Genomic DNA, 20,426 nt, shown 5'->3' with positions numbered 1-20,426 from the left:
TACGCGCCGCCGCCTCAGGGCGCCGGGTAGCGGCGTGGGGTGAAGACGAGGTCGCGGCCGGTGCCGCGGTGGACGATGCGCGTGGTCGAGGAGCCGACGAGCAGCAGGCAGCGCATGTCGACGCCGACCGGGTCGAGGGCGCCGAGGGTCGTGACGGTGACGGTCTCGGTGGGGCCGCCGACGTCACGCCCGATCACCACCGGGGTGTCCGGCGCGCGGTGCTCCAGCAGCGCCGCGCGGGCCCGCTCGAGCTGCTCGCGCCGCGTCCGCGACGCCGGGTTGTAGATCGCCAGGACGAGGTCGGCCGCCGCGGCGGCGCGCAGCCGCCGCTCGATGACCTCCCACGGCTTGAGCCGGTCGGACAGCGACAGCACACAGAAGTCGTGGCCGAGCGGCGCCCCGACCCGGCTCGCCACCGCCTGGGCGGCGGTCAGGCCGGGCACGACCCGCACGTCGACGTCGGCGAAACGCGGCTGCGCCGCGGCCTCGACGACCGCGGTCGCCATCGCGAAGACGCCGGGGTCACCGGAGGACACCACGGCGACGTTCGCCCCGCCGGCGGCCAGCTCCAGGGCGAGCTCGGCGCGCTCCGCCTCGACCGTGTTGCCCGACGGGTGCCGGCGCTGGCGCGGATCGGCGGGGACCCGGTCGAGGTAGGGGCCGTAGCCGATGAGGTCGTCGGCGGCGGCGAGCGCGGCGGAGGCCTGCGGGGTCAACCAGTCCTGCGCGCCGGGGCCGAGCCCGACCACGACGACCTCGCCCGCGGGCGGCGTGGCCACGGCCGGCGTGGCCGGCTGGCTTGTGGACGTGGCCGGCTGGTTCGCGGGACCCGCGAGCACCCAGTCGGCCTGGCCGGCGCGCAGCGGCGCCGGGTCGTCCGGGCCGCGCACCGGGCTGGGCAGCACGGCCAGGGAGAAGTAGGGCACGGTCGCCGGGTCGACCTCGCCGAGCGGGGCGATCCGCTGGCCGGCGGTCGTCGCCCGTTCGACGTACCAGGTGTCGGCGAGCCGGCCGGCGCCGGTGAAGGCGTCGCGGACCCCGGGGAACGTCCGGCCCATCTTGAGCACCACGGCGGTGTCGGTACCGGCGATGCGCTCGGTGAGGATCTCCGGCGCCAGCGTGCCCGGCAGCACGGTGAGCACCTCGTTGCCCTCCACCAGCGGGCGGCCGAGCACCGCGCAGCCCGCCGACAGCGACGTCACCCCGGGCACCACCTCGGTCGGGTAACGGTCGGCGAGACGACGGTGCAGGTGGATGAACGAGCCGTAGAAGAACGGGTCGCCCTCGCTGAGGACGACGACGCCCCGCCCGGCGTCGAGGTGGACCGCCAGCCGCTTGGCGCAGTCCTCGTAGAACTCGTCGATCGCCCCCCGGTAGCCGCCGGGATGGCTGGTCGTCTCCGTGGTGACGGGGTAGACCAGCGCCTCCTCGATCTGGTCGCCGCGCAGGTGGGCCGCTGCGATCGACCGGGCGATGCTGCGGCCGTGCCGGGCGCTGTGGTAGGCGATCACGTCCGCGTCGTGGATGAGGCGGGCGGCCCGCAGCGTCATCAGCTCGGGATCGCCGGGGCCGACGCCGACGCCCCACAGCCGGCCCGCCGGGCTGGCCACCGCCGTCGGGGCGACGGCCGAGGACACGGCCGAGCCGGGCTCGGTTGCCGGCTCGCGCGGGCCGCTCATTCGTCTTCGCTCGCGATCGCGTTGACGGCGGCGACCGCCATCGCGCTGCCACCGCGCCGGCCCTGCACGACAAGGAACTCCAAACCGGCGGGGTCGTCGACGAGCGCCTGCTTCGACTCGGCCGCGCCGATGAACCCCACCGGCACCCCGAGGACGGCCGCCGGCCGTCCCGCGCCGGCGGCGACGAGCTCCAGCAGCCGGAACAGGGCGGTCGGGGCGTTGCCGATCGCGACGACGGCGCCGGCGAGACGGTCGGCCCACAGGTCGACGGCCGCGGCGCTGCGGGTGGTGGCGAGCTCGGCGGCGAGCCCTGGCACCCGCGGATCGCCGAGTAGGCACAGCACCTCGTTGTCGGCGGGCAGCCGGCGACGGGTCACCCCCGCGGCGACCATCTGGGCGTCGCACAGCACCGGCGCGCCGGCCAGCAGGGCCGCCCGCGCGGCGGCGACGACCCCCGGGCTGAACGCGAGATCGTCGACGAGGTCGACCATGCCGCAGGAATGGATCATGCGGACGGCAACCCGGGCAACGTCCGCGGGCAGCCCGTCGAGGCGGGCCTCGGCCCGGATCGTCGCGAACGAGCGACGATAGATCTCCGCCCCGTCCCGGACGTAGTCGGAACGCGGCGTTCCCGCCGTCGTCACCTCCATGAACCAGCCTCCCGTCCGTCCCTGCATCGCCGCCGGGCAACCGACCGTCGCGCCGCCACCGCGTCGACAAGCACGCCCCACCCGGCGACCGACAGCTCGCCCGGCTCACCGCCATCCGACCAGGGCACCGCCAACACCGCGCCGGATCCGCCGTGGATCCGGTAGCCGGCGACGTCCGCGACGACCTCGACCACCTCGCCGGCCGGCTGGCCGCACCGGCGAGCGCAGCCCGACCAGTGCACGGGCCGCAGCTCCCGGCGGACGGAACCCGCCACCTCGGCCGATCGGGCGGCGTCGCGCCGAACGTCGGCGAGCGCCCGGGCGCAGCCGGGCCGCCCGGCGCAGCTGGTGACGCCGACCCACCCGGACTCCGGGTCGACGACGAGACCCGCGGCGCCCAGCCGGTCCGAGGCTCCCGCCAGTACCGCGAGGTCGAGGTCGCGCAGCACGACCGACCGCCAAGGCGTCACGATCACCTGGCCGTCACCACCGTCTTCGGCGACCGCGGCGAGCAGGTCGAGCTGATCGGCGTGCAGCCGCCCGAGCGGGACAAGCACTGTCAGCGCCCACCGGCCGTCTCGCTGCGCGTGGGTGCCCGGCCGGGCACCCACCGGCGCGGTCCCGGTCCCGGCAGCGGCCTCGGGCAGGACCCCGTCCAGGACGGTGTCCGCGGCGGGCCGGGCCGCGGCCGCGGCGGCGGCCAGCAGACGGTCTCGCCCGGTGGGCAGTTCGGCGACACGCCAGGCGGCCGCGGCGGCGCCACCGGCGGCGCGGACGTCGAGGAAGGCTCGGGCGGCGGCGAGCAGCGCGGGCACGGCGGTACGGTCCGCCATCCGCAGCGCGACCGGTTCGCCGGCGACGAGCAGCAGGGTCTCCCCCGCCGGCAGGGCGCGCAGGGTCAGGTCGGCGGGCAGCGCGGCCAGGTCGCCGCTGCCGTCGTCGACGGCAAACAGCATCCGGCCGGGCAGAGCGGCGAGCTCCGGGTCGGCGCACAGCCCGGCATCGACGGCGTCGACCAGCGGCGCGATGTCACGTTGCCCGCCGGCGCCGCGCCCGGACAGGGGGGAGCCGACGATGTTGCGGACCCGCTCGTGGGTGGCCGACGGCAGCAGCCCTGCCGCCCCGGCCCGCGCGGCGAGCACCGCGGCGGCGCCGTCGGCGAGGCCGCGCAGCTGCACGTTGCCGCGGGAGGTCAGCTCCAGCCAGCCGTCGGAGACATCGCGGGCGCAGGCCGCGAGCATGCGCGCCGCGCCGCCGCCGAGGGAGCCGCCGGGGATCCGCAGCCGGGCGAGGGCGCCGTCCGCGGCCGGATGCGTCCGCAGCACGCCGGGGCAGGCGTCGTGGGCACGCTCCCGCGGGCTGGTGGGCACCGGCGGAGCATACGTGCCCTGTCCGGCACCTGTCGGTTGATCGTTGTTCCTGGCGTTATCCACACAGCGCTTGACACACCCCGCGCCCGCTCTGCCAAGGTGAGGCGGCCACAGGCGGCGCACGGCGAGGCATCCCGGGGTCCGTCCCACGCGGTCGGCGCGCCGCCGCCGGGGAGCGGACCTGCCCGGCACGGGCCGGCTGACGCGGGGCCCGAAGCCCCGGGGAAAGGCAAGCAAACCCATGACCCCTGCGCCGCCGTCCGAACCCACCGCCGCCACCCCAGACGGCCCCGGCCCGGCCGGAACCGAGGGCGAGTTCGACGCCGTCGTCCTGCTGCTGTCGACGTCCGACACCGACCTGCTCTCCGCGCGGGCCAGCGGCGCCCGCTACCGGCTCGGCAACCCGGCGCGCCTCGACGTCACCGCCGCCAGCGACCTCGACGAGCTGACCGACGGCGCCGACGTGGTCGTCGTGCGCATCCTCGGCGGGCGGCGGATGTGGGAGGAGGGCCTGGCCGCCCTGCTCGCCGGGCCGCGGCCGGTGGTCGTCCTCGGCGGCGAACGGGCCCCGGACGCGGAGCTCATGGCCATCTCCACGGTGCCTGCGGGCATCTGCGCCGAGGCGCATGCCTATCTCGCCGAGGGCGGCCCGGCGAACCTCGGCGAGCTGCACCGCTTCCTCGCCGACACGCTGCTGCTCACCGGCGGCGGGTTCGCCCCGCCGGTGACGACGCCGGCCTGGGGCGTGCTCGACCGGCCCGCCGCCACGGTTCCGCCCGCACCGGCGGCCGGTGGCCAGCAGGCACCGGCCGACCACATCGGCCACGCCGACCAGACCCGCCCGGTGATCGGGGTGCTGTACTACCGGGCGCATCACGTCGCCGGCAACACGATGTTCGTCGAGGAGCTGTGCGCCGCGGTCGAGCGGGCCGGCGGCGCGGCGCTGCCGGTGTACTGCGCGTCGCTGCGCACCGCCGAGCCGGCGCTGCTCGCCACGCTGGGCCGGGCCGATGCCCTGGTCGTCACGGTGCTCGCCGCCGGCGGCAGCCAGCCGGCGCGGGCCGCCGCCGGCGGGGACGACGAGGCGTGGGACGTCGGGGCGCTGGCGGCGCTGGACATCCCGATTCTGCAGGGGCTGTGCCTGACCGGCGGCCGGGCGGCGTGGGCGGACTCCGACGACGGGCTGTCGCCGCTGGACGCCGCCACCCAGGTCGCGATCCCCGAGTTCGACGGCCGTCTGATCACCGTGCCGTTCTCCTTCAAGGAGGTCGGCGCCGACGGGCTGACCAGCTATGTCGCCGATCCCGAGCGGGCCGACCGGGTCGCCGGCATCGCGGTCGCGCACGGCCGGCTGCGCCACGTCGCCCCCGCGGGGCGCCGCGTCGCGCTGATGCTGTCGGCGTACCCGACGAAGCACTCCCGGATCGGCAACGCCGTGGGCCTCGACACCCCGGCGAGCACCGTGCGGCTGCTGCGGGAGATGCGCGCCGCCGGATACGACATCGGCCCCGACGACGGCCCGGACGCCCTGGCGGGGGTCGCCGCGCAGGACGGCGACGCCCTCATCCACTCGATCATCGCGGCCGGCGGGCAGGACCCGGCGTGGCTCACCGCGGCGCAGCTCGCCGGCAACCCGGTACGGATCTCCGCGGCCGACTACCGGGCCTGGTACGACACGCTGCCCGCCGACCTGCGGGGCAGCGTCGAGCGGCACTGGGGCCCGCCGCCGGGCGAACTGTACGTCGACCGCACCCGCGACCCGGCCGGCGAGATCGTCCTCGCCGCCCTGCGCGCCGGCAACGTGGTGCTGCTGGTCCAGCCGCCGCGCGGCTTCGGGGAGAACCCGGTCGCGATCTACCACGATCCGGACCTGGCGCCCAGCCACCACTACCTCGCCGCCTACCGCTGGCTCGCCGCACCGCCCGCCGAGGGCGGGTTCGGCGCGCATGCCGTCGTCCACCTCGGCAAGCACGGCACGCTGGAGTGGCTGCCCGGCAAGACGGTGGGGATGAGCGCGTCCTGCCCGACGGACGCCGCCCTCGGCAACCTGCCGCTGATCTACCCGTTCCTGGTCAACGACCCGGGCGAGGGCACCCAGGCGAAGCGGCGCGCGCACGCCACCCTGGTCGACCATCTCGTCCCACCGATGGCCCGCGCCGAAAGCTACGGCGACCTGGCCCGCCTGGAGCAGCTCCTCGACGAGCACGCCTCGATCGCGGCGATGGACCCGGCGAAGCTGCCGGCGATCCGCGCCCAGATCTGGACGCTCATCCAGGCCGCCCGACTCGACCATGACCTGGGCCTGGCGGACCGCCCGCACGACGCCGAGTTCGACGACTTCCTGCTGCACGTTGACGGCTGGCTGTGCGAGGTCAAGGACGCGCAGATCCGCGACGGGCTGCACGTGCTCGGCGTCGCCCCGACCGGCCAGGCGCGGATCAACCTGGTTCTCGCGATGCTGCGTGCCCGGCAGATGTGGGGCGGCCAGCGGACGCTGCCGGGCCTGCGGGAGGCCCTCGGCCTCGCCGAGGACGACACGGCCCCCCGCGGCGACGTCGACGCCGCCGAACGCACCGCGCTCGCCCTGGTCACCGCGATGGAGGACCGCGGCTGGACGCTCGAAGCCGTCCCCGCCGCCCTCGACGCCGTCCTCGGCACCGTCCCTGGCGCCGTCCTGCCGACCGCACCCGAACTTGCGCCCGAACCCGTGCCCGATCCCGCAGCCGATCCCGCAGCCGCCGACCCGACCGACCCGGATCCGCGGCGGGAGGCCGTCGGCGCGGTGCTGCGCTTCGCCGCCACCGAGATCGTGCCGCGCCTCGACCGGACCACCGACGAGATCACCAGCATCCTGCACGCCCTCGACGGCGGCTACATCCCGGCCGGCCCCAGCGGCTCCCCGCTGCGCGGCCTGGTCAACGTGCTGCCCACCGGCCGCAACTTCTACTCCGTCGACCCGAAGGCGGTACCCAGCCGGCTGGCCTGGGAGACCGGCCAGGCGATGGCGACGTCGCTGCTGGACCGCTACCGCGCCGACACCGGTGACTGGCCGGAGTCGGTCGGGCTGTCCGTCTGGGGCACCAGCGCGATGCGCACGTCCGGCGACGACGTCGCCGAGGTGCTCGCCCTGCTCGGCATCCGGCCCGTCTGGGACGACGCGTCACGCCGGGTCAGCGGGCTGGAACCGATCGGCCTGGCGGAGCTCGGCCGCCCGCGCATCGACGTGACCGTGCGCATCAGCGGGTTCTTCCGCGACGCGTTCCCGCACGTGGTCGCGATGCTCGACGACGCGGTGCGGATGGCCGCCGGCCTCGACGAACCCGACGGCGACAACCACGTCCGCGCCCACGCCCGCGCGGACCTGGCCACCCACGGCGACGAGCGGCGGGCCACGCTGCGCATCTTCGGGTCGAAGCCCGGGGCGTACGGCGCCGGGCTGCTGCCGCTGATCGACAGCCGCAACTGGCGCGACGACGCCGACCTCGCCGAGGTCTACGCCACCTGGGGCGGCTACGCCTACGGCCGCGGCGTCGACGGCACCCCCGCCCGCGCGGACATGGAGGCCGCCTACCGGCGCATCGCGGTGGCCGCGAAGAACGTCGACACCCGCGAGCACGACATCGCCGACTCCGACGACTACTTCCAGTACCACGGCGGAATGGTCGCGACGGTGCGCGCCCTGACCGGCCGGGCGCCCGCCGCCTACATCGGCGACAGCACCCGCCCCGAGGCCGTGCGCACCCGGACCCTGACCGAGGAGACCTCCCGGGTCTTTCGCGCCCGGGTCGTCAACCCCCGCTGGCTGGCGGCGATGCGCCGACACGGCTACAAGGGCGCGTTCGAGATGGCCGCGACCGTCGACTACCTGTTCGGCTACGACGCCACCGCCGGCGTCGTGGCCGACTGGATGTACGAGCGGCTCGCCGAGACCTACGCCCTCGACGCCGACAGCCAGAAGTTCTTCGCCGAGTCCAACCCCTGGGCGCTGCACGGCATCACCGAACGGCTGCTGGAGGCCGCCGCCCGCGGCCTGTGGCAGCACCCGGAGCCCGCCACCCTCGACGCCCTGCAGGAGCTCTACCTCCGCACCGAAGGTGACCTGGAGGACGGCCCCGCGGGCGTCGGACCGGCCTGACCCGATAGGGCCAGGCTCGCCCGCCCGCACCGGGCGGACCTGCGGTACCCCCGTCCGGGGCCGTTCGGCCACCTGTCGGATGTGCCGAATGGCATGTCGGGAGCCGTCACGGGCCTTGTCAGCCCTGGTGTTGCGCGCCGGATCGGCCCGGGGGGTCCTGGTCCGGATGGGCCCCGAAGGGGACAACCGGCCCGGATCCGGGAAAATACCCAAGGTGCGGACGACACTTCTGCTCGTGGGGGACGAGGCCGCTCTGCGGCGTGACCTGGTGCCCGCCCTGCTCGGCGAGGGTTACGGCGTCGAGACGGCCGGAACCGGCCAGCAGGCGCTCGCCCTGCTGGCCGCGTGCGGCGCGCATCTGGTGCTGACCTGCCTGCCGCTGGCCACCGACGTGCCGTGGCTGGACGAGCTGACCGACGTGCCGTGGCTGGACGAGCTGGTGTTCGGCCCGCCCGGCGATGCCCGGTCCGATCCGGACGGCCCAGGTGGGGCCGCCGTGCCGATGGACGGCCTGGAGTTCTGTCGCCGGCTGCGCGCCGCCGGCGACGTCCCCCTCGTCGTCGTCGCCGACCGGTTGGACCCGACCGGCGTCGTCGCGGCCCTGGAGGCCGGTGCCGACGACTACGTCACCGCTCCCCCGATCACCCCGGAGGTGCTGGCGAGGCTGCGGGCCCTGCTGCGCCGGGTCCATCCGGGGCAGGCGACGGCGAGCGCGCTGAGCGTCGGCGATCTGCGGATCCGCCCGGCCGAGGGCGTTGTGAGCCGGTGCGGCGAGGACCAGCACCTGACCCGCACCGAGTTCCGGCTGCTGTGCGAGCTGGCGGTCGCGGGCGGCCGGGCCGTGTCCCGCAAGCAGCTGCTCGAACGGATCTGGGGCTACGACTACTTCGGCGGGGCGCGGATGCTCGACGTCCACGTCCGCCGGCTGCGCCGCAAGGTGGAGGTGGATCCGTCCGCCCCGACCCACATCCTCACCGTGCGCGGCATCGGCTACCGCGTCTGCTCGGCCCCGCCCCCAGCCTCGGCGGCCTCCGCAGGCACAACAGCCCTGACAGGCACAACAGCCTCGACAGGCACGGCCGCCCGCACCGCACCGGCCCGGCCGTCCCCCGGCGCGCTGGTCACCCGTTGACCCCCGACATGTCGGGGTAGCGGGTGCCCGCCACCACGGACCCGGCGGCGCCGAGCCGCTGCGCCTCGGCGGGGGTGAGGGCGATCTCCGCAGCGGCGACGTTGTCCGCCAGGTAGCGACGCCGCTTCGTGCCGGGAATCGGCACGACGTCGGCACCCTGGTGATGCACCCAGGCCAGGGCGAGCTGCGCGGGCGTCACGCCCTTCTCGGCGGCGAGCTTGTCGACCTCGGCGACCACGGCGAGGTTCGCCGCCAGGTTGTCGCCGCTCATCCGCGGCAGGTTCCGGCGGAAGTCGTCGGCGGCGAAGTCCGCCGCCGAGCGAAACGTACCGGTGAGAAAGCCCCGTCCCAGCGGGCTGTAGGAGATGAACCCGATCCCGAGCTCGCGCAGGGTCGGTAGGATCTTCGCCTCCGGCTCGCGGGACCAGATCGAGTACTCGGTCTGCAGGGCGGTGATCGGCGCGACGGCGTGGGCCCGGCGGATGGTGGCCGGCGCCGCCTCGGACAGGCCCAGATAGCGCACCTTCCCGGCGGCGACGAGCTCGGCCATCGCGCCGACGGTCTCCTCGATCGGGACCGTCGGATCGACCCGGTGCTGGTAGTACAGGTCGATGTGGTCGACGCCCAGCCGGCGCAGCGATGCGTCGCAGGCCGAGCGGACGTACTCCGGCCGGCCGTTGATGCCCCGGACGGTGGGGTCGGCCGGGTCACGGACGACGCCGAACTTGGTGGCGAGCACGACCTGGTCACGGCGGTCGGCGATCGCCCGCCCGACGAGCTCCTCGTTGCGGTGCGGACCGTACATGTCGGCGGTGTCCAGCAGCGTGACGCCGAGGTCGAGCGCCCGGTGGATCGTGGCGACGGACTCGGCATCGTCTCCGGCGCCGTAGAACTCGGACATGCCCATGCAGCCCAGCCCCTGGACGGAGACCTCCAGCCCCTGGCTGCCCAACGCGACCCTGCGCATCAGCGGTCGATCCTCTCCTGGTAGACGGCGATCTTCTTGTCAATGGCAGCGAGGTTGCGCTGGACCTCGTCGAGGCGTTCCAGTACCCGGCGTCGATGGTCGGTGAGCAGCGCCAGGCGCTCGGCCTCGTTGCCCTCACCCGCGCCGGCCAGCCGGGCGTAACGGGCCATCTCCCGGATCGGCATGCCGGTCATCCGCAACCGGGTCAGGAACGTCACCCAGCGGATGTCGTCGGCGGAGTAACGCCGGTGCTGGGAGGTGGCCCGGGCGACCGGGTCCCGCATCAGCCCGGCGCGTTCGTAGTAGCGCAGCGTGTGGGTGCTGACGCCGGTGGCCGCGGCGGCCTCGGCGATCGTCAGGGTGCCGGTGTCGTCCTCGCCCGTCAGCGGGTCGAACACCGGCTCCCCGCAGGCGGTGTGGAGCGGGTCACCCGGCTCGACCGCGCCCGCCGGCTCGGACTGCGGCGGGACCGATCGCGGCGGCGCCTGGCGAAGCGGAGCCTGCCGGGACGAGGCCTGGCGCGGCGATGTCTGGCGGGGCGACGCCGGGCGGGGCGGGATGGTCGGACTGGACGTCGTAGCGGGTGCTTCGAGCGTGGCCATCAAGGACCTCCGAAGGGGACTGTCGCCTTCAGGCGTCAGGGGAATCCGGTACGGACCCGTACCCGGTTGGACCAGTAACGCCGGTGTAGGCAGATGCATGTCCCGTCGGGTCGGTCGGCGTGGGTGGCATCTGCGAGCTCGGCTACCACGTCGTGTGGTGCCCGCAGTACCGCCCGTCCCGCCCTGACCGGCACCGTCCGGGACCCGCCTTGGCGTGCTCATCCGGGAGCGGTGCGCCGCGTGCGACTGGCCGGTCGTCGCGTTGGGACCGGATCGGAGCGTGTTCACCTGTTCGTCGAGGCTCACCCGGAGCACTCCCCGTCGTAGAGGGGTGTTGCGTGCCAGGGCGGCCAGCGTCGGGCGGGTCGTCGTCGAGGTCGACGCCCGCCACATCTCCCAGTGCTGCGCGGCCTGTGGGCATGTGGCGAGGGAGAACCGGCCCACGCGGGCCGCGTTCGTCTGTGTGCGGTGTGGGCATGCCGCGGACGCGGACGAGAACGCGGCCGTCAACATTCTGCGGGCCGGGCCTGCCCGTCGGGCTGACGCGCGGGCGGCCTGAGAAGCTGACGGCTTCAACCGTCAGAGGAGTCACGGCTCCACGCTAGGACCTGGAGCGCACTCCAAGTCAAAACCTCCGCGATTCGCCTGGGGGCGACCAACCGCGCCGATCTCCGTCTACTCGGATCTGGTCCTCTGGCCACCTTCGCCAGCTGGAGGCCGTCGGACTCGTCTCGCCGCCCTCGTCGTGAGAGGGCGTGCATAGTGTCGTCGATCGTCGATGACCTTCACAGCCGCCGGACGCGCAGCACGCAGGTCAGCATCGGCAGGGTGAACTCGCCGCGGGCGGTCTCCGGTCGGCTCGCGAGGAAAACGCGGATCCGGCCCAGCGTGGCCTCTTGTTCCTGTTCTGGCATGACCAGCATCCCCGCCCTCGTCGCGAGTGTCGCGACGAGGGAGTCGGCGCTGCGACGCTGCCCGTGCCGGAACTCGGCCTGCTCCGGCGAGCCGAACTGGGCGGCCACGCCAGTCTTGGGAAGGTGCAGGTCGGCCGTCTCGGCACGCCAACTGCTGGGCGTGTCACGCGGGCCGATGGCCGCGCTCCCGCTGACCCGCGCGAGCCCGGCAACCCAGTCGACCCGGTCGTCCACGACGTTCCACAGGCCGGCAAGGATGCCGCCGGGTGCGAGGATTCTGGCTATCTCGGGTCCCGCGACGTCCATGTGGAACCAGTGCATGGCGTTGCCGGCCAGCACGGCATCGACGGACGCGGCCGGCAGCGGTATCGCCTCGGCGCTACCTGGCAGGGCACGGACAGCCGGCAGTGCGCGGCGCAGCTCGGTCAGCATCGCCGGGTCGGGCTCGACCGCGATGACGTCGGCGCCCAGCGTGAGCAGCGTGGCGGTGAGCTTGCCGGTTCCGGCGCCGAGGTCGAGCACTCGCGGACCGGGCGCGCGCTCGAGCGCCCACCGCACTGCGGCCTGGGCGTAGTCCGGACGGTGCTTGGCGTACGCGACCGCCTCGGTGCCGAACGACGAGCTGAGAAGTAGCCGGTCATCCTCGTCCACACGATCACCCTAGCGGTGCTGCCGCCGGTCGGAAGAGGGCAGCGCAGCCTCCCCGTCATCACGCGCGTGACAGCCCGCTACGCCGACATCGCCGAGGTCCACGTGCTCCGAAGCCCTCGAGCAACCAGGCGGTTCCTCGCACACGTCGCCGCTGGCCGACCACCCGGCCGTGAACAGCTGAACTGTTCGAGTTCGGCTAACAGCCGATACCTCGCAGCGGCGCCGCGACGAGACCCGCGAGGTAGCGGTCGGGGCGGACGAGGGCGATCGGGTGCGGCCGGCGGGTGCGCAGGGCGCGCAGCAGCGTGCCGTCGAGGTCCTCGACCGCCGGGCAGGAGACGTCGCTGACGGCCCGCAGACCGCCGGGGGCGACGACGGTGAGCGCGGTGGCGGCCCGCCGGTCGGCCCAGTCCCGCGCGGTGGGGTCCATCCCGGCGGTCGGGTCGACCCCACGGCCGATCAGCGCCCAGCCGTCGGTGAGTAGATCGTCGAGGCGGATGATGCGGCCGTCCAGGGTGCGCAGCCGCGGGTTCGGCAGGATCCGCCCGGCGGCGGGGCGGGTGCCGGCGACGCCGCGGGGTAGCCGCGGCCTCGGCCGGGCCACGCCGCTCCGAAGCGCACGGCGCACGCCGGGGGCGTGATCGAGGGTGACCATCGCCGCCCGGGTGAGCCGGGACAGCCGCGGGTTCGTCGTCTGCACGACCCGGCCGACCCGCAGGGCCGCGGACGTCATCGCCGCCACGTGCGACCGGCGTTCGCGTTCGTAGGCGTCGAGCAGCTCCTCACCGGCGAGACCGTCGACGACCTCGGCGAGGCGCCAGGACAGCGCGGCGGCGTCGCGCAGCCCGGCGCCCAGGCCCTGGCCGGCAAACGGCGGCATGCTGTGCGCGGCGTCCCCGGCGAGCAGAACCCGCCCGACCCGCCAGCGCGCGGCCATCCGAACATGAAACATGTAGACGGCGGTGCGCACCACTCGGACGGCATCCGGGTCCACCCACTCGCGCAGTAGCGCGCGGACGCCGTCGGTCTCGGCCATCCGAGCCGGGTCCTCCCCGGGCAGCAGCATCCACTCCCAGCGGTGCCCGCCGGGCATCGGCATGGTGACCGCCGGGCGCCTCGGGTCGCAGACGAACGAGAAGTACGGCAGGTGCGCCAGCGGCGTCGGCGTCTCGACGTCCACGACCAGCCAGGGCTGGGTGAAGGTCGACCCGGCGTAGTCGACGCCGAGCATGGCGCGCACCGGGCTCGAGGCGCCGTCGCAGCCGACCACCCAGCGGGCCCGCAGCCGGCTGCCGTCGTCCAGCTCGATGGTCACCGGGCCGGCCTGGGTGTCCGAAGCATCCGCGCCCGTCGACCCGCCATCCTGGTGCAGCCCGGTCACCGACCGCCCCAGATGCACGGTGACGCCGGGCAGGGTGGCGATGCCGGCGCGCAGGTCACGCTCGAACGAGGGCTGGTGGAAGAAGGCCGCGACCGGGGTGCCGAGCTCGCTCTCGCCGAGGCCAAGCTCGATGAGCACGCGCCGGTCCGGCCCGAGGATGGCGCTGCGGCCGCTGGCGTGCACACGGCCGAGGAAGCCCGCCAGGCCGGGCAGCCCGATCAGCAGCCGCAGCGTCTCCTCGTCGAGGCCCACCGCCCGGGGCAGCGGGAAGGGGTCCTTCTGCGGATCGACGACGCCGACCGACAGGCCGCGCCGCCCCAGCATCGCCGCCAGCACCGCGCCGACCGGGCCGTAGCCCACCACCAGCACATCCAGCACTGCGTCATCCGCCATCGCGCGTTCCTCCCGATCGAATTCTACTAACCGTAGAAGATCTAAACACGGAACGCCAGCGGAGTGACACCTTCCGCGACAGAGCTTCCGGTCGAGAGCGACGGAACGCGGCGGTCAGCAGGTGGACGCGGCAGGGGTGCGCGGCACTCGGGTGGGCATGTGCCGGATCGGTCGGTCGGGGCCCAGAGGGCCGGCGGCGATCCAGGCGGTGAGGGCGGACAGGTCGGGAGAGCTGCCGGTGGCGGCCCGGATCCGCTCGCTGAGGGCGAGCACCGCCTCGGGATGATCGACGCACAGCCGCCGTTGCAGCCCGCCGACCCTGGTGGCGTGGATCAACGCCAGCCCGGCGAAGGACTCGACCCGTCCCGGCCGCTCACGCAGCTCCCGGCGGAACTCGACCGCCGCGTGGGCGGTGTCCCCGATCACGGCCGACACATCCCCGGCCGTGGCCGCGGCGGGCCAGTCCCCAGCCGGTTCTGCCAGCCACTGCCGATCGGCGGGCAGGGCCGGGTCGGCGGGCAGGGCCGGGTTGGCGCCGCGCGCGGCGAAGAACAGGGCGGTGAGGACCTGCCGGGCGTGGCGGTGCATGGGACCGGGACCGGATGCGGTCCAGGGCTCCACCCCGGAGCGCGGCGGCGCCGGGCGCCCGCAGGGCCGGCCGGCCAGCCAGTCCCGCGCCCAACCGGCGATGTGGTCGGCGTCGGGCCGCTGGTTGCGCAGCCGCCAGACCACGCCGACGTCCCGCAGCATGTCGCGGGCGGCCTGACTCACCGCGGCCGGCAGCTCGACCCGGTCCCAGGACTCGTGGTCGGCGGTCATCGCGGCGACGACACGGTGCCCGGCCGAGCTCAGGCCACCGGCTGCCCGCAGCACCGGCAGGGTCACGCGCAGGGCTTCGCGGCACCAGGCGAGCTCGTAGGCCGCGCCGAGGTCGACAGCCCGGCCGACACCGCCCCACCGGGCGGCCCAGAACGCCGCCATGCGGGCGTAGGCGAAGGCGCCGTGCAGGACGGCGGCCGGTGGACGCGGATCGGGCCGCCACGGGGCGAAGTGCACCGCGCGGTCGTCGTGCGCCCGCAGCAGCGGGGTGATGTCGACGAGCATCTCCAGCCGGCTGTGGGCCGACTCGTGAATGAGCGCGACGGCGAGCCGGAGCGCGTCGGGCGGCGGCGCGATCATCGCGGCGCCGAGAGCGTCGGTCGTCGTGGCGCCGCGGCCCGGGCGGTCCGCCACCTCGCGCAGCGGCACGAGGGCCCGCAGGGCACCGGCGACCTCGGCCGCCTGTCCGGCGTCGGTTGACGCCAGGATGTCCCCGGCCGCGGCGACCAGCCGCCGCCATCGCGACACCGATGCCGCGGCGGCGCGCACCGCGACCGGCAGCGGCAGATCCCCACCGCGTACCGGGTCGGTGTCCTCCAGCAGCAGGTCCAGACCGTCGGCGCCCCGCAGGGCACGCACCGGTAGCCACCCGTCCCCGCCGACCGGACGTGGTGCGCCGGCCATCGGCCGGTCGCCAACCGGCGCGGCGGCGCCCCGCTCGGACACCACCACCCGCAGGCTCGCCGCCACCCCGGCGTCGGTACCAACGTTGGTACCGACGCCGGGGTCCGCCTCGGTACCGCGGTGGGCACCGACCGTCACAGCCGCGACGGCCCAGTCATGCGTCGCCGCCACCTTGGCGTAACCGACGGTCGGAACGGTGACGAGTCCGCCGTCGATGTGGACCGGTACTCGGCATGGCATCCGGGCCCGCAGCGCGGCGGCGGCCGCGATCCCGCCGAGGTAACCGAGATAGCCGAAGTCACCGCGGCCGGGCGGCGAGCTCGTGCCCCGCCAGCACCGGCGCAGGCTGTCGGTGAGCCAGCTCCCCACCGTCGGGTGCAGCAGGACGGCGTGCAGCTCACCGGGCTGACGGCGCTGCACGTGGGCCAGCACGCGCACGGACTCGTCCAGGCAGACTCGCGTCTCGGCGTCGAGGTCGAGGGTGCCCGCGCTGCGCAGCACCGCCCACAACAGCAGTATCCGCCGGCTGAGCTGGCCGTGCCACAGCCTGCCGAGCACGGCGGCATCCGCTTTCCCACCGGCGACCGCCTCGATCTCGGCGGCGGACAGCCGATGACGGGCGGCTGGTGCCGACCCGACGGGGACGGCATACGACGACGCGCCTGCTCCCCGGAGGCGATGGTGTCCCCCGGCCCGGGAGGCGGCGACCCCGATGCGGGCGGGCCAGCCTGCGGCGTGGGTGCCGGCCGCCGAGCCCAGACCAAGCCTGTCCTGGTCACTCGGCACGTCGTTGAACAACCTGGGGTGCGGCCGGTAGCCGGGCTCGGTGAGGTCTCCACCCAGCGCCGTGGCGAGGCTGGAGGGCAACGGGCCGCCGGGGTGCCCGATCCAGGACGCGACGCGATGCAGCCATTCTCCCGATGCCGGGCCGGGAAGGGTGGCGAGCCGGTCGATGCCGAATCCGCACAGGTCGACGAGAGCGCCGGGCCAGGATGTCAGATCGTCTTCCATCGGTGGGACCTCCCGCCAGGCCGGTGCATGCTGCAGTACAGGAGCCTGCACGACGGACAATAGCGCGGCACGATCGCACACGATCTCGTCCAATGACGAGTTCCGGTCGGCGCCGACGGCCTCCACTCAGCCGTCGGCGGCGATGAATCGGTGCACGAGCTGCTGGAACCGCTGGTCGGCGTCGGCCACCCGCCGCTGGTCGAGGGTGACGCCGAGCAGAACCTCGTCTCGGCCGAGCCGATGGAAATACAGTGCGCCCTTCTCCACGTCGAGCACGGTGCGGGACAGTCGCCGGTTCAGTACCGAACGCAGATGACCATCCAGCAGATCGCTCAACGCCAGAAACTCGATGCCGACCTTCTCGAAGGCATCCCGCCGGGCGGATCGTCCAAGGCCGACGAAGAATTCGTTCAGATCGCTGTGATCCAATACATCTGCAACGCTCATCCGGCCAGCACGCACCAGGCCGATGTACTGAAGGTCGATCGGCTGCAGAATGTTCACCGCCAGCGCCTGAAAGAACTCCTCCCGGTGGTCCGGGGCGGACGACCAGCGCCGGTGGATCACCGATGCCCACGGGTTGGCGAACACCGGCCCCGACGGCCTCGGCAGCGAGGCGAAAACATGAACGCCCTCGCTGTCGGCGGCGTCGTCGGCGGCATGGGCGTCGGCATGGGCGTCGGCACGACCGTGGGCGTGGGCGTCGGTGGACCGCGCCTCGTCCGGACGGTCCTCGACGGAGGGCCCGGCGGGGGGCTCGGGGTGATCTGCGAGATGAGAGATGTCACCACTGTCGAGGTAGCCGCCGTAGTTCGGATCGGTCATGCCCCGGGCGCGCCGAATCCGCGCCGCCGTCCGAGACAACGATCGGTCGGCGTCGTCCAAAGCTTCTCCGGTCAGGCAGACCCCGACGATGTACTGGCCGTTGTCGACGTCGAAATACAACACCGCCCGGTCGTCGGCGGCGAAGACGGTTCTGATCAGATTCCCGCCGCCCATCCCCGCCAGCGACGCGTTCAGTTCGGTCATCCGATGGTTGAGATGACGGCCGATCATCTCGTAGTCCGCCCGGGCGCGCGGCACCGTGCGGGAACCGCGGAACACCGCCGCCAACCCGGGATGTTCGAGCAGGTCGACGGCCACCGTCGGCAGGCCGTGTTCGTAGTATTCGACGTGCTGCACACCGGTGATCCGGACCGCCCGTCGGAATTCGCGGACGATTCCGTCGTATTCGCTGCCGACGTGCGGCGCGGTCATGACGTGGGGTTCGAGGGAGTCCTGGGAGACAGTCACCATCAGCTCATCCTTAGACACTGGGGCCCTTGACTGCAGGCCCTTAGACGCTGGAGATGTCGACGTCGATGTCCCGATGGCCGGGCCCGCCACCCGGTTCCCCCGCGGCGAGCAGTGCCAGGTTCTCCCGCATGACCGCCAGGTAGGGGTGCGCCCGGTCCAGGGAGAGCTCGGCCTCCGCCAGCAGGTCACCGGCCAACCGGTGGGCCTCGTCGATCGTGCCGACGGCGATGCTTGCGGCGACGAGGTTCACCCCCGCGGCCAGCGTGAACGGATGGTGCAGGTAGAGCTCCTCGACGAGGAACTGGTAGCCCTGCTCGGCGAGCACGAGCGCCTCCGCGGGGCGGCCGTCGGCACGCAGGTAGATCGACAGGTTGGACCGGCAGAGGTTGGTGAACGGGTGCTCCTGCCCGTGCAGACGCAGGTACTCGTGCAGGCAGGCCTGGGCCTCGACGACGGCCTCGTGGTGCTGGCCGAGGGCGTGCAGGTGGCCGGCGTGGCTGAGCCGGCAGGCGATGCTGCCCAGGTCCGCCTTGCCGTAGACGTCGACATAGCGCGCCAGCGTCTGCGCGGCGAGATGCTCGGCCGTGTCCGGGCTGCCGCGCAGGCGTAGGGCGACCGCGAGGTGCTTGTTGCAGCGCAGCGTCAGATGGGTGTTCTCGCCCTCGATGCGGGCGAGGTTCGCCGCGGCCTCCCGCAACATTCCTTCCGCGGTCTCCAGGTCACCGAGCTCGCGGTGGCAGATGCCGGCGCGGGCCTGCAGCCACCAGAACTGGCCGGTGTCGGCGGCGCCGACCAGGCGAAGCCGCCCCAGCGTGTCCAGGCTGAGGTCGAGCGCCTGCCGGGGCCGGCCGTCGAGGAAGGTCGACAGGGCGAGGTTGCCGGCGGCCATGAGGGTGTTGAGATGGTTGTCGCCGAGCGTCCTGCGCAGGCCGATCAGGGTGCTGCTGTCCTCGGCCGCCGCCATCGCGAACCGGCCGAGCTCGCGGATGTCCACGCCGTAGCTCATCGCCGTGATCAGCGTGTGCCGGTGGTGGATGCCCAGCCGGTGGCGCTGGCGGGCGAGAGTGTCGGTGTCGAGGTCGTAGGCGAGCTGGAACCGGCCGAGGTCGCGCAGCAGGATCGCCAGATGGGTGGCCATCCGCAGGGTCAACGGGTCGTCCGAACCGAACAGCTTCCGCCAGCGGTCCAGCGCGCGCTGCGCCATGTCGCGGCCGACCTCCAGGCGCCCCGACCGCCACATCGCGTACACCTGGTCGACCAGCCACTGCCGGACCCTGGACGACGGGCTGTCGATCGCACCGGCGGGCAGGACCTGCTCCTCCAGCTGCCGGTAGGTCGGCCAGCTGGCCGCGTCGGCGGGCCGCGGGGCGGCCAGCGCGATATCGGCGAACACCCCGAGTACCGCCGCGCGGGTCGCCTCCTGCTCGGCCGGGGACATCCGCTCGACGAGCAGCCGCTGCCAGCGCGCCGCCAGCCGCACCTGCCCCTCCGGCACGGCGTCGACCTCGGCCAGCCGCGGCTTGCGGATCTCCTCCCACAACTCGGGCAGCACGGTCGGATCGGCGATCATGTCGTCGCCGACCTCCTCGGCCAGGTGACGCAGCATCATCGGGGACTCCAGCAGGGCCAGCGGGACGCCCTGCGGGGACAGGAAGGCGCACAGCTGCAACAGCCGGGCCGCCGCCCGCCGCATCGGACTGGCCGCCGATCGCAGCGTCTCGAACGACACCGTCCAGGTCACCGTCTCGGCCCTGGCACCGACGGCCTGGGCCAGGTAGGCGTCGACGGCGTGGTCGTCAATCTCCGCGCCGCGCCAGTCCTGGCGCAGCCGGCCGACGGCGGTGCGCAGGCCGGACGGACGGTGGTCGAGCCGTTCGGCCAGCAGTTCCAGCCGCCCCCGGTCGACCGCGGGCAGCCACTGGCGCAGGAACGCCAGGCTCTCCTCGGGCTCGAACGGGTCCACCCAGATCGCGCCGGGCTGGTCCCGCCATCCCGGCTCGGACGAGGTGATCAGGACATGCCCGTTGGGCGTGACCGTCGGCAGCAGACCGGCCAGCGACTCCGGGTGCCCCGCGCCGTCGTAGACCAGCAACCAGCGCGGCGACGGGTCGCCGCGGCGAAGCGCGTCCAGCGCCACCCGTTCGAGCTGCTCCGACGGGGACCGCTGGGCCTGCGGCACGCTGCTGTCCGGACGCAGCGCGACGGCGAGGTCGGCCAGGGAACGGCGCACGGACGTCTCGTCGCCCGCCGGGATCCAGTGGACGATGTCGTAGTCGGCGTCGAACCGGTGGGCGAACTGGGCCGCGACCGCGCTCTTGCCGATCCCCTCGCCGCCGAGCAGCAGCGCCGGCCCGGTGGCCCGCGCCCCGGGCAGCAACCGGTCGCGCAACCCGTCGAGCAGGGCGTGGCGGCCGACGAACCGCTGGTTGAACATTGTCGGCATCGTCCAGATCCGCGGGCGGTGCGTCGGATAGCGGGGGGTGACCGCGGTGAGATCCCCGATTCCCGTCCCGAGGACGGGCAGGCCGAGGCGTTCGAGGACCTCGACGGCCGCCTCCCGCTCGGCGAGCGTCGTCAGTCCGATCATCTCGGCGCCGGTGTAGGCCGAGTCCAGCCGCAGCGCGACGGCGAGGTCGGCCAGGGAACGGCGCACGGACGTCTCGTCGCCCGCCGGGATCCAGTGGACGATGTCGTAGTCGGCGTCGAACCGGTGGGCGAACTGGGCCGCGACCGCGCTCTTGC

At 74.2% G+C, this 20,426-nt stretch carries 13 protein-coding genes and 1 pseudogene; 4 read left to right on the top strand and 10 right to left on the bottom strand.

Annotated elements, in window-relative coordinates; genetic code table 11:
* Window positions 1–14: 14 nt before the first annotated feature.
* The 3 genes from NBZ83_RS12925 to NBZ83_RS12915 are packed head-to-tail and all read right to left on the bottom strand — an operon-like array spanning window position 15 to window position 3,699.
* Window positions 15–1,679, bottom strand: coding sequence for a precorrin-2 C(20)-methyltransferase (locus NBZ83_RS12925; RefSeq protein WP_261565999.1), 1,665 nt, complete (start codon window positions 1,677–1,679; stop codon window positions 15–17).
* The gene (locus tag NBZ83_RS12920; protein WP_261565998.1) at window positions 1,676–2,329 is read right to left on the bottom strand and encodes a precorrin-8X methylmutase; all 654 of its coding nucleotides are present in this window, start codon (window positions 2,327–2,329) and stop codon (window positions 1,676–1,678) included. The genes NBZ83_RS12925 and NBZ83_RS12920 overlap by 4 nt, the downstream gene beginning before the upstream one ends.
* Window positions 2,320–3,699, bottom strand: coding sequence for a ferredoxin-like domain-containing protein (locus tag NBZ83_RS12915; protein WP_261565997.1), 1,380 nt, complete (start codon window positions 3,697–3,699; stop codon window positions 2,320–2,322). Before NBZ83_RS12915 ends, NBZ83_RS12920 begins: the two co-directional genes overlap by 10 nt.
* A 241-nt stretch (window positions 3,700–3,940) precedes the next feature.
* On the opposite strand from NBZ83_RS12915, the gene cobN reads away from it, so the two are divergent.
* Both cobN and NBZ83_RS12905 read left to right on the top strand, forming a co-directional pair.
* Window positions 3,941–7,834, top strand: a complete 3,894-nt coding sequence (cobN, locus tag NBZ83_RS12910) for a cobaltochelatase subunit CobN (RefSeq protein WP_261565996.1) — start codon at window positions 3,941–3,943, stop codon at window positions 7,832–7,834.
* 214 nt (window positions 7,835–8,048) lie between these two features.
* Complete coding sequence (locus NBZ83_RS12905; RefSeq protein WP_261565995.1) at window positions 8,049–8,966, top strand: response regulator transcription factor; 918 nt, start codon at window positions 8,049–8,051, stop codon at window positions 8,964–8,966.
* On the opposite strand, the gene NBZ83_RS12900 is transcribed toward NBZ83_RS12905, so the two are convergent.
* Together NBZ83_RS12900 and NBZ83_RS34560 are read right to left on the bottom strand one after the other, a co-directional pair.
* Window positions 8,956–9,933, bottom strand: coding sequence for an aldo/keto reductase (locus NBZ83_RS12900; RefSeq protein WP_261575010.1), 978 nt, complete (start codon window positions 9,931–9,933; stop codon window positions 8,956–8,958). The genes NBZ83_RS12905 and NBZ83_RS12900 overlap by 11 nt on opposite strands.
* Window positions 9,933–10,535, bottom strand: a complete 603-nt coding sequence (locus tag NBZ83_RS34560) for a MerR family transcriptional regulator (protein ID WP_261575009.1) — start codon at window positions 10,533–10,535, stop codon at window positions 9,933–9,935. Before NBZ83_RS34560 ends, NBZ83_RS12900 begins: the two co-directional genes overlap by 1 nt.
* A gap of 119 nt (window positions 10,536–10,654) precedes the next feature.
* Here NBZ83_RS34560 and tnpA point away from each other — a divergent pair.
* Both tnpA and NBZ83_RS12890 read left to right on the top strand, forming a co-directional pair.
* A pseudogene (tnpA, locus tag NBZ83_RS34555) lies at window positions 10,655–10,859 on the top strand (IS200/IS605 family transposase); the annotation flags it as partial.
* Window positions 10,860–10,869: 10 nt separating this feature from the next.
* Complete coding sequence (locus NBZ83_RS12890; RefSeq protein ID WP_261575008.1) at window positions 10,870–11,094, top strand: zinc ribbon domain-containing protein; 225 nt, start codon at window positions 10,870–10,872, stop codon at window positions 11,092–11,094.
* Window positions 11,095–11,320: 226 nt separating this feature from the next.
* On the opposite strand, the gene NBZ83_RS12885 is transcribed toward NBZ83_RS12890, so the two are convergent.
* From NBZ83_RS12885 to fxsT, 5 genes are all read right to left on the bottom strand, one after another.
* Window positions 11,321–12,100, bottom strand: coding sequence for a class I SAM-dependent methyltransferase (locus NBZ83_RS12885; RefSeq protein WP_261575007.1), 780 nt, complete (start codon window positions 12,098–12,100; stop codon window positions 11,321–11,323).
* 196 nt (window positions 12,101–12,296) lie between these two features.
* A complete protein-coding gene (locus NBZ83_RS12880) occupies window positions 12,297–13,874 on the bottom strand; it encodes a bifunctional 3-(3-hydroxy-phenyl)propionate/3-hydroxycinnamic acid hydroxylase (protein WP_261565987.1) in 1,578 nt (525 codons plus the stop codon).
* Window positions 13,875–13,988: 114 nt separating this feature from the next.
* Window positions 13,989–16,388, bottom strand: a complete 2,400-nt coding sequence (locus NBZ83_RS12875; protein WP_261565986.1) for an aKG-HExxH-type peptide beta-hydroxylase — start codon at window positions 16,386–16,388, stop codon at window positions 13,989–13,991.
* A 126-nt stretch (window positions 16,389–16,514) separates the two neighbouring features.
* Window positions 16,515–17,684, bottom strand: coding sequence for a hypothetical protein (locus NBZ83_RS12870; protein ID WP_261565983.1), 1,170 nt, complete (start codon window positions 17,682–17,684; stop codon window positions 16,515–16,517).
* Between the two features lie 40 nt (window positions 17,685–17,724).
* Window positions 17,725–20,426, bottom strand: a 2,702-nt coding sequence (gene fxsT, locus NBZ83_RS12865; RefSeq protein WP_261575006.1) for an FxSxx-COOH system tetratricopeptide repeat protein, incomplete at its 5' end; no start/stop codon positions are given.

Origin of the sequence: Frankia gtarii (assembly GCF_025403375.1) — a bacterium.
In the GTDB taxonomy this organism is placed as follows: Bacteria; Actinomycetota; Actinomycetes; order Frankiales; family Frankiaceae; genus Frankia; species Frankia gtarii.
This window is presented reverse-complemented; position numbering and strand designations above follow the sequence as displayed.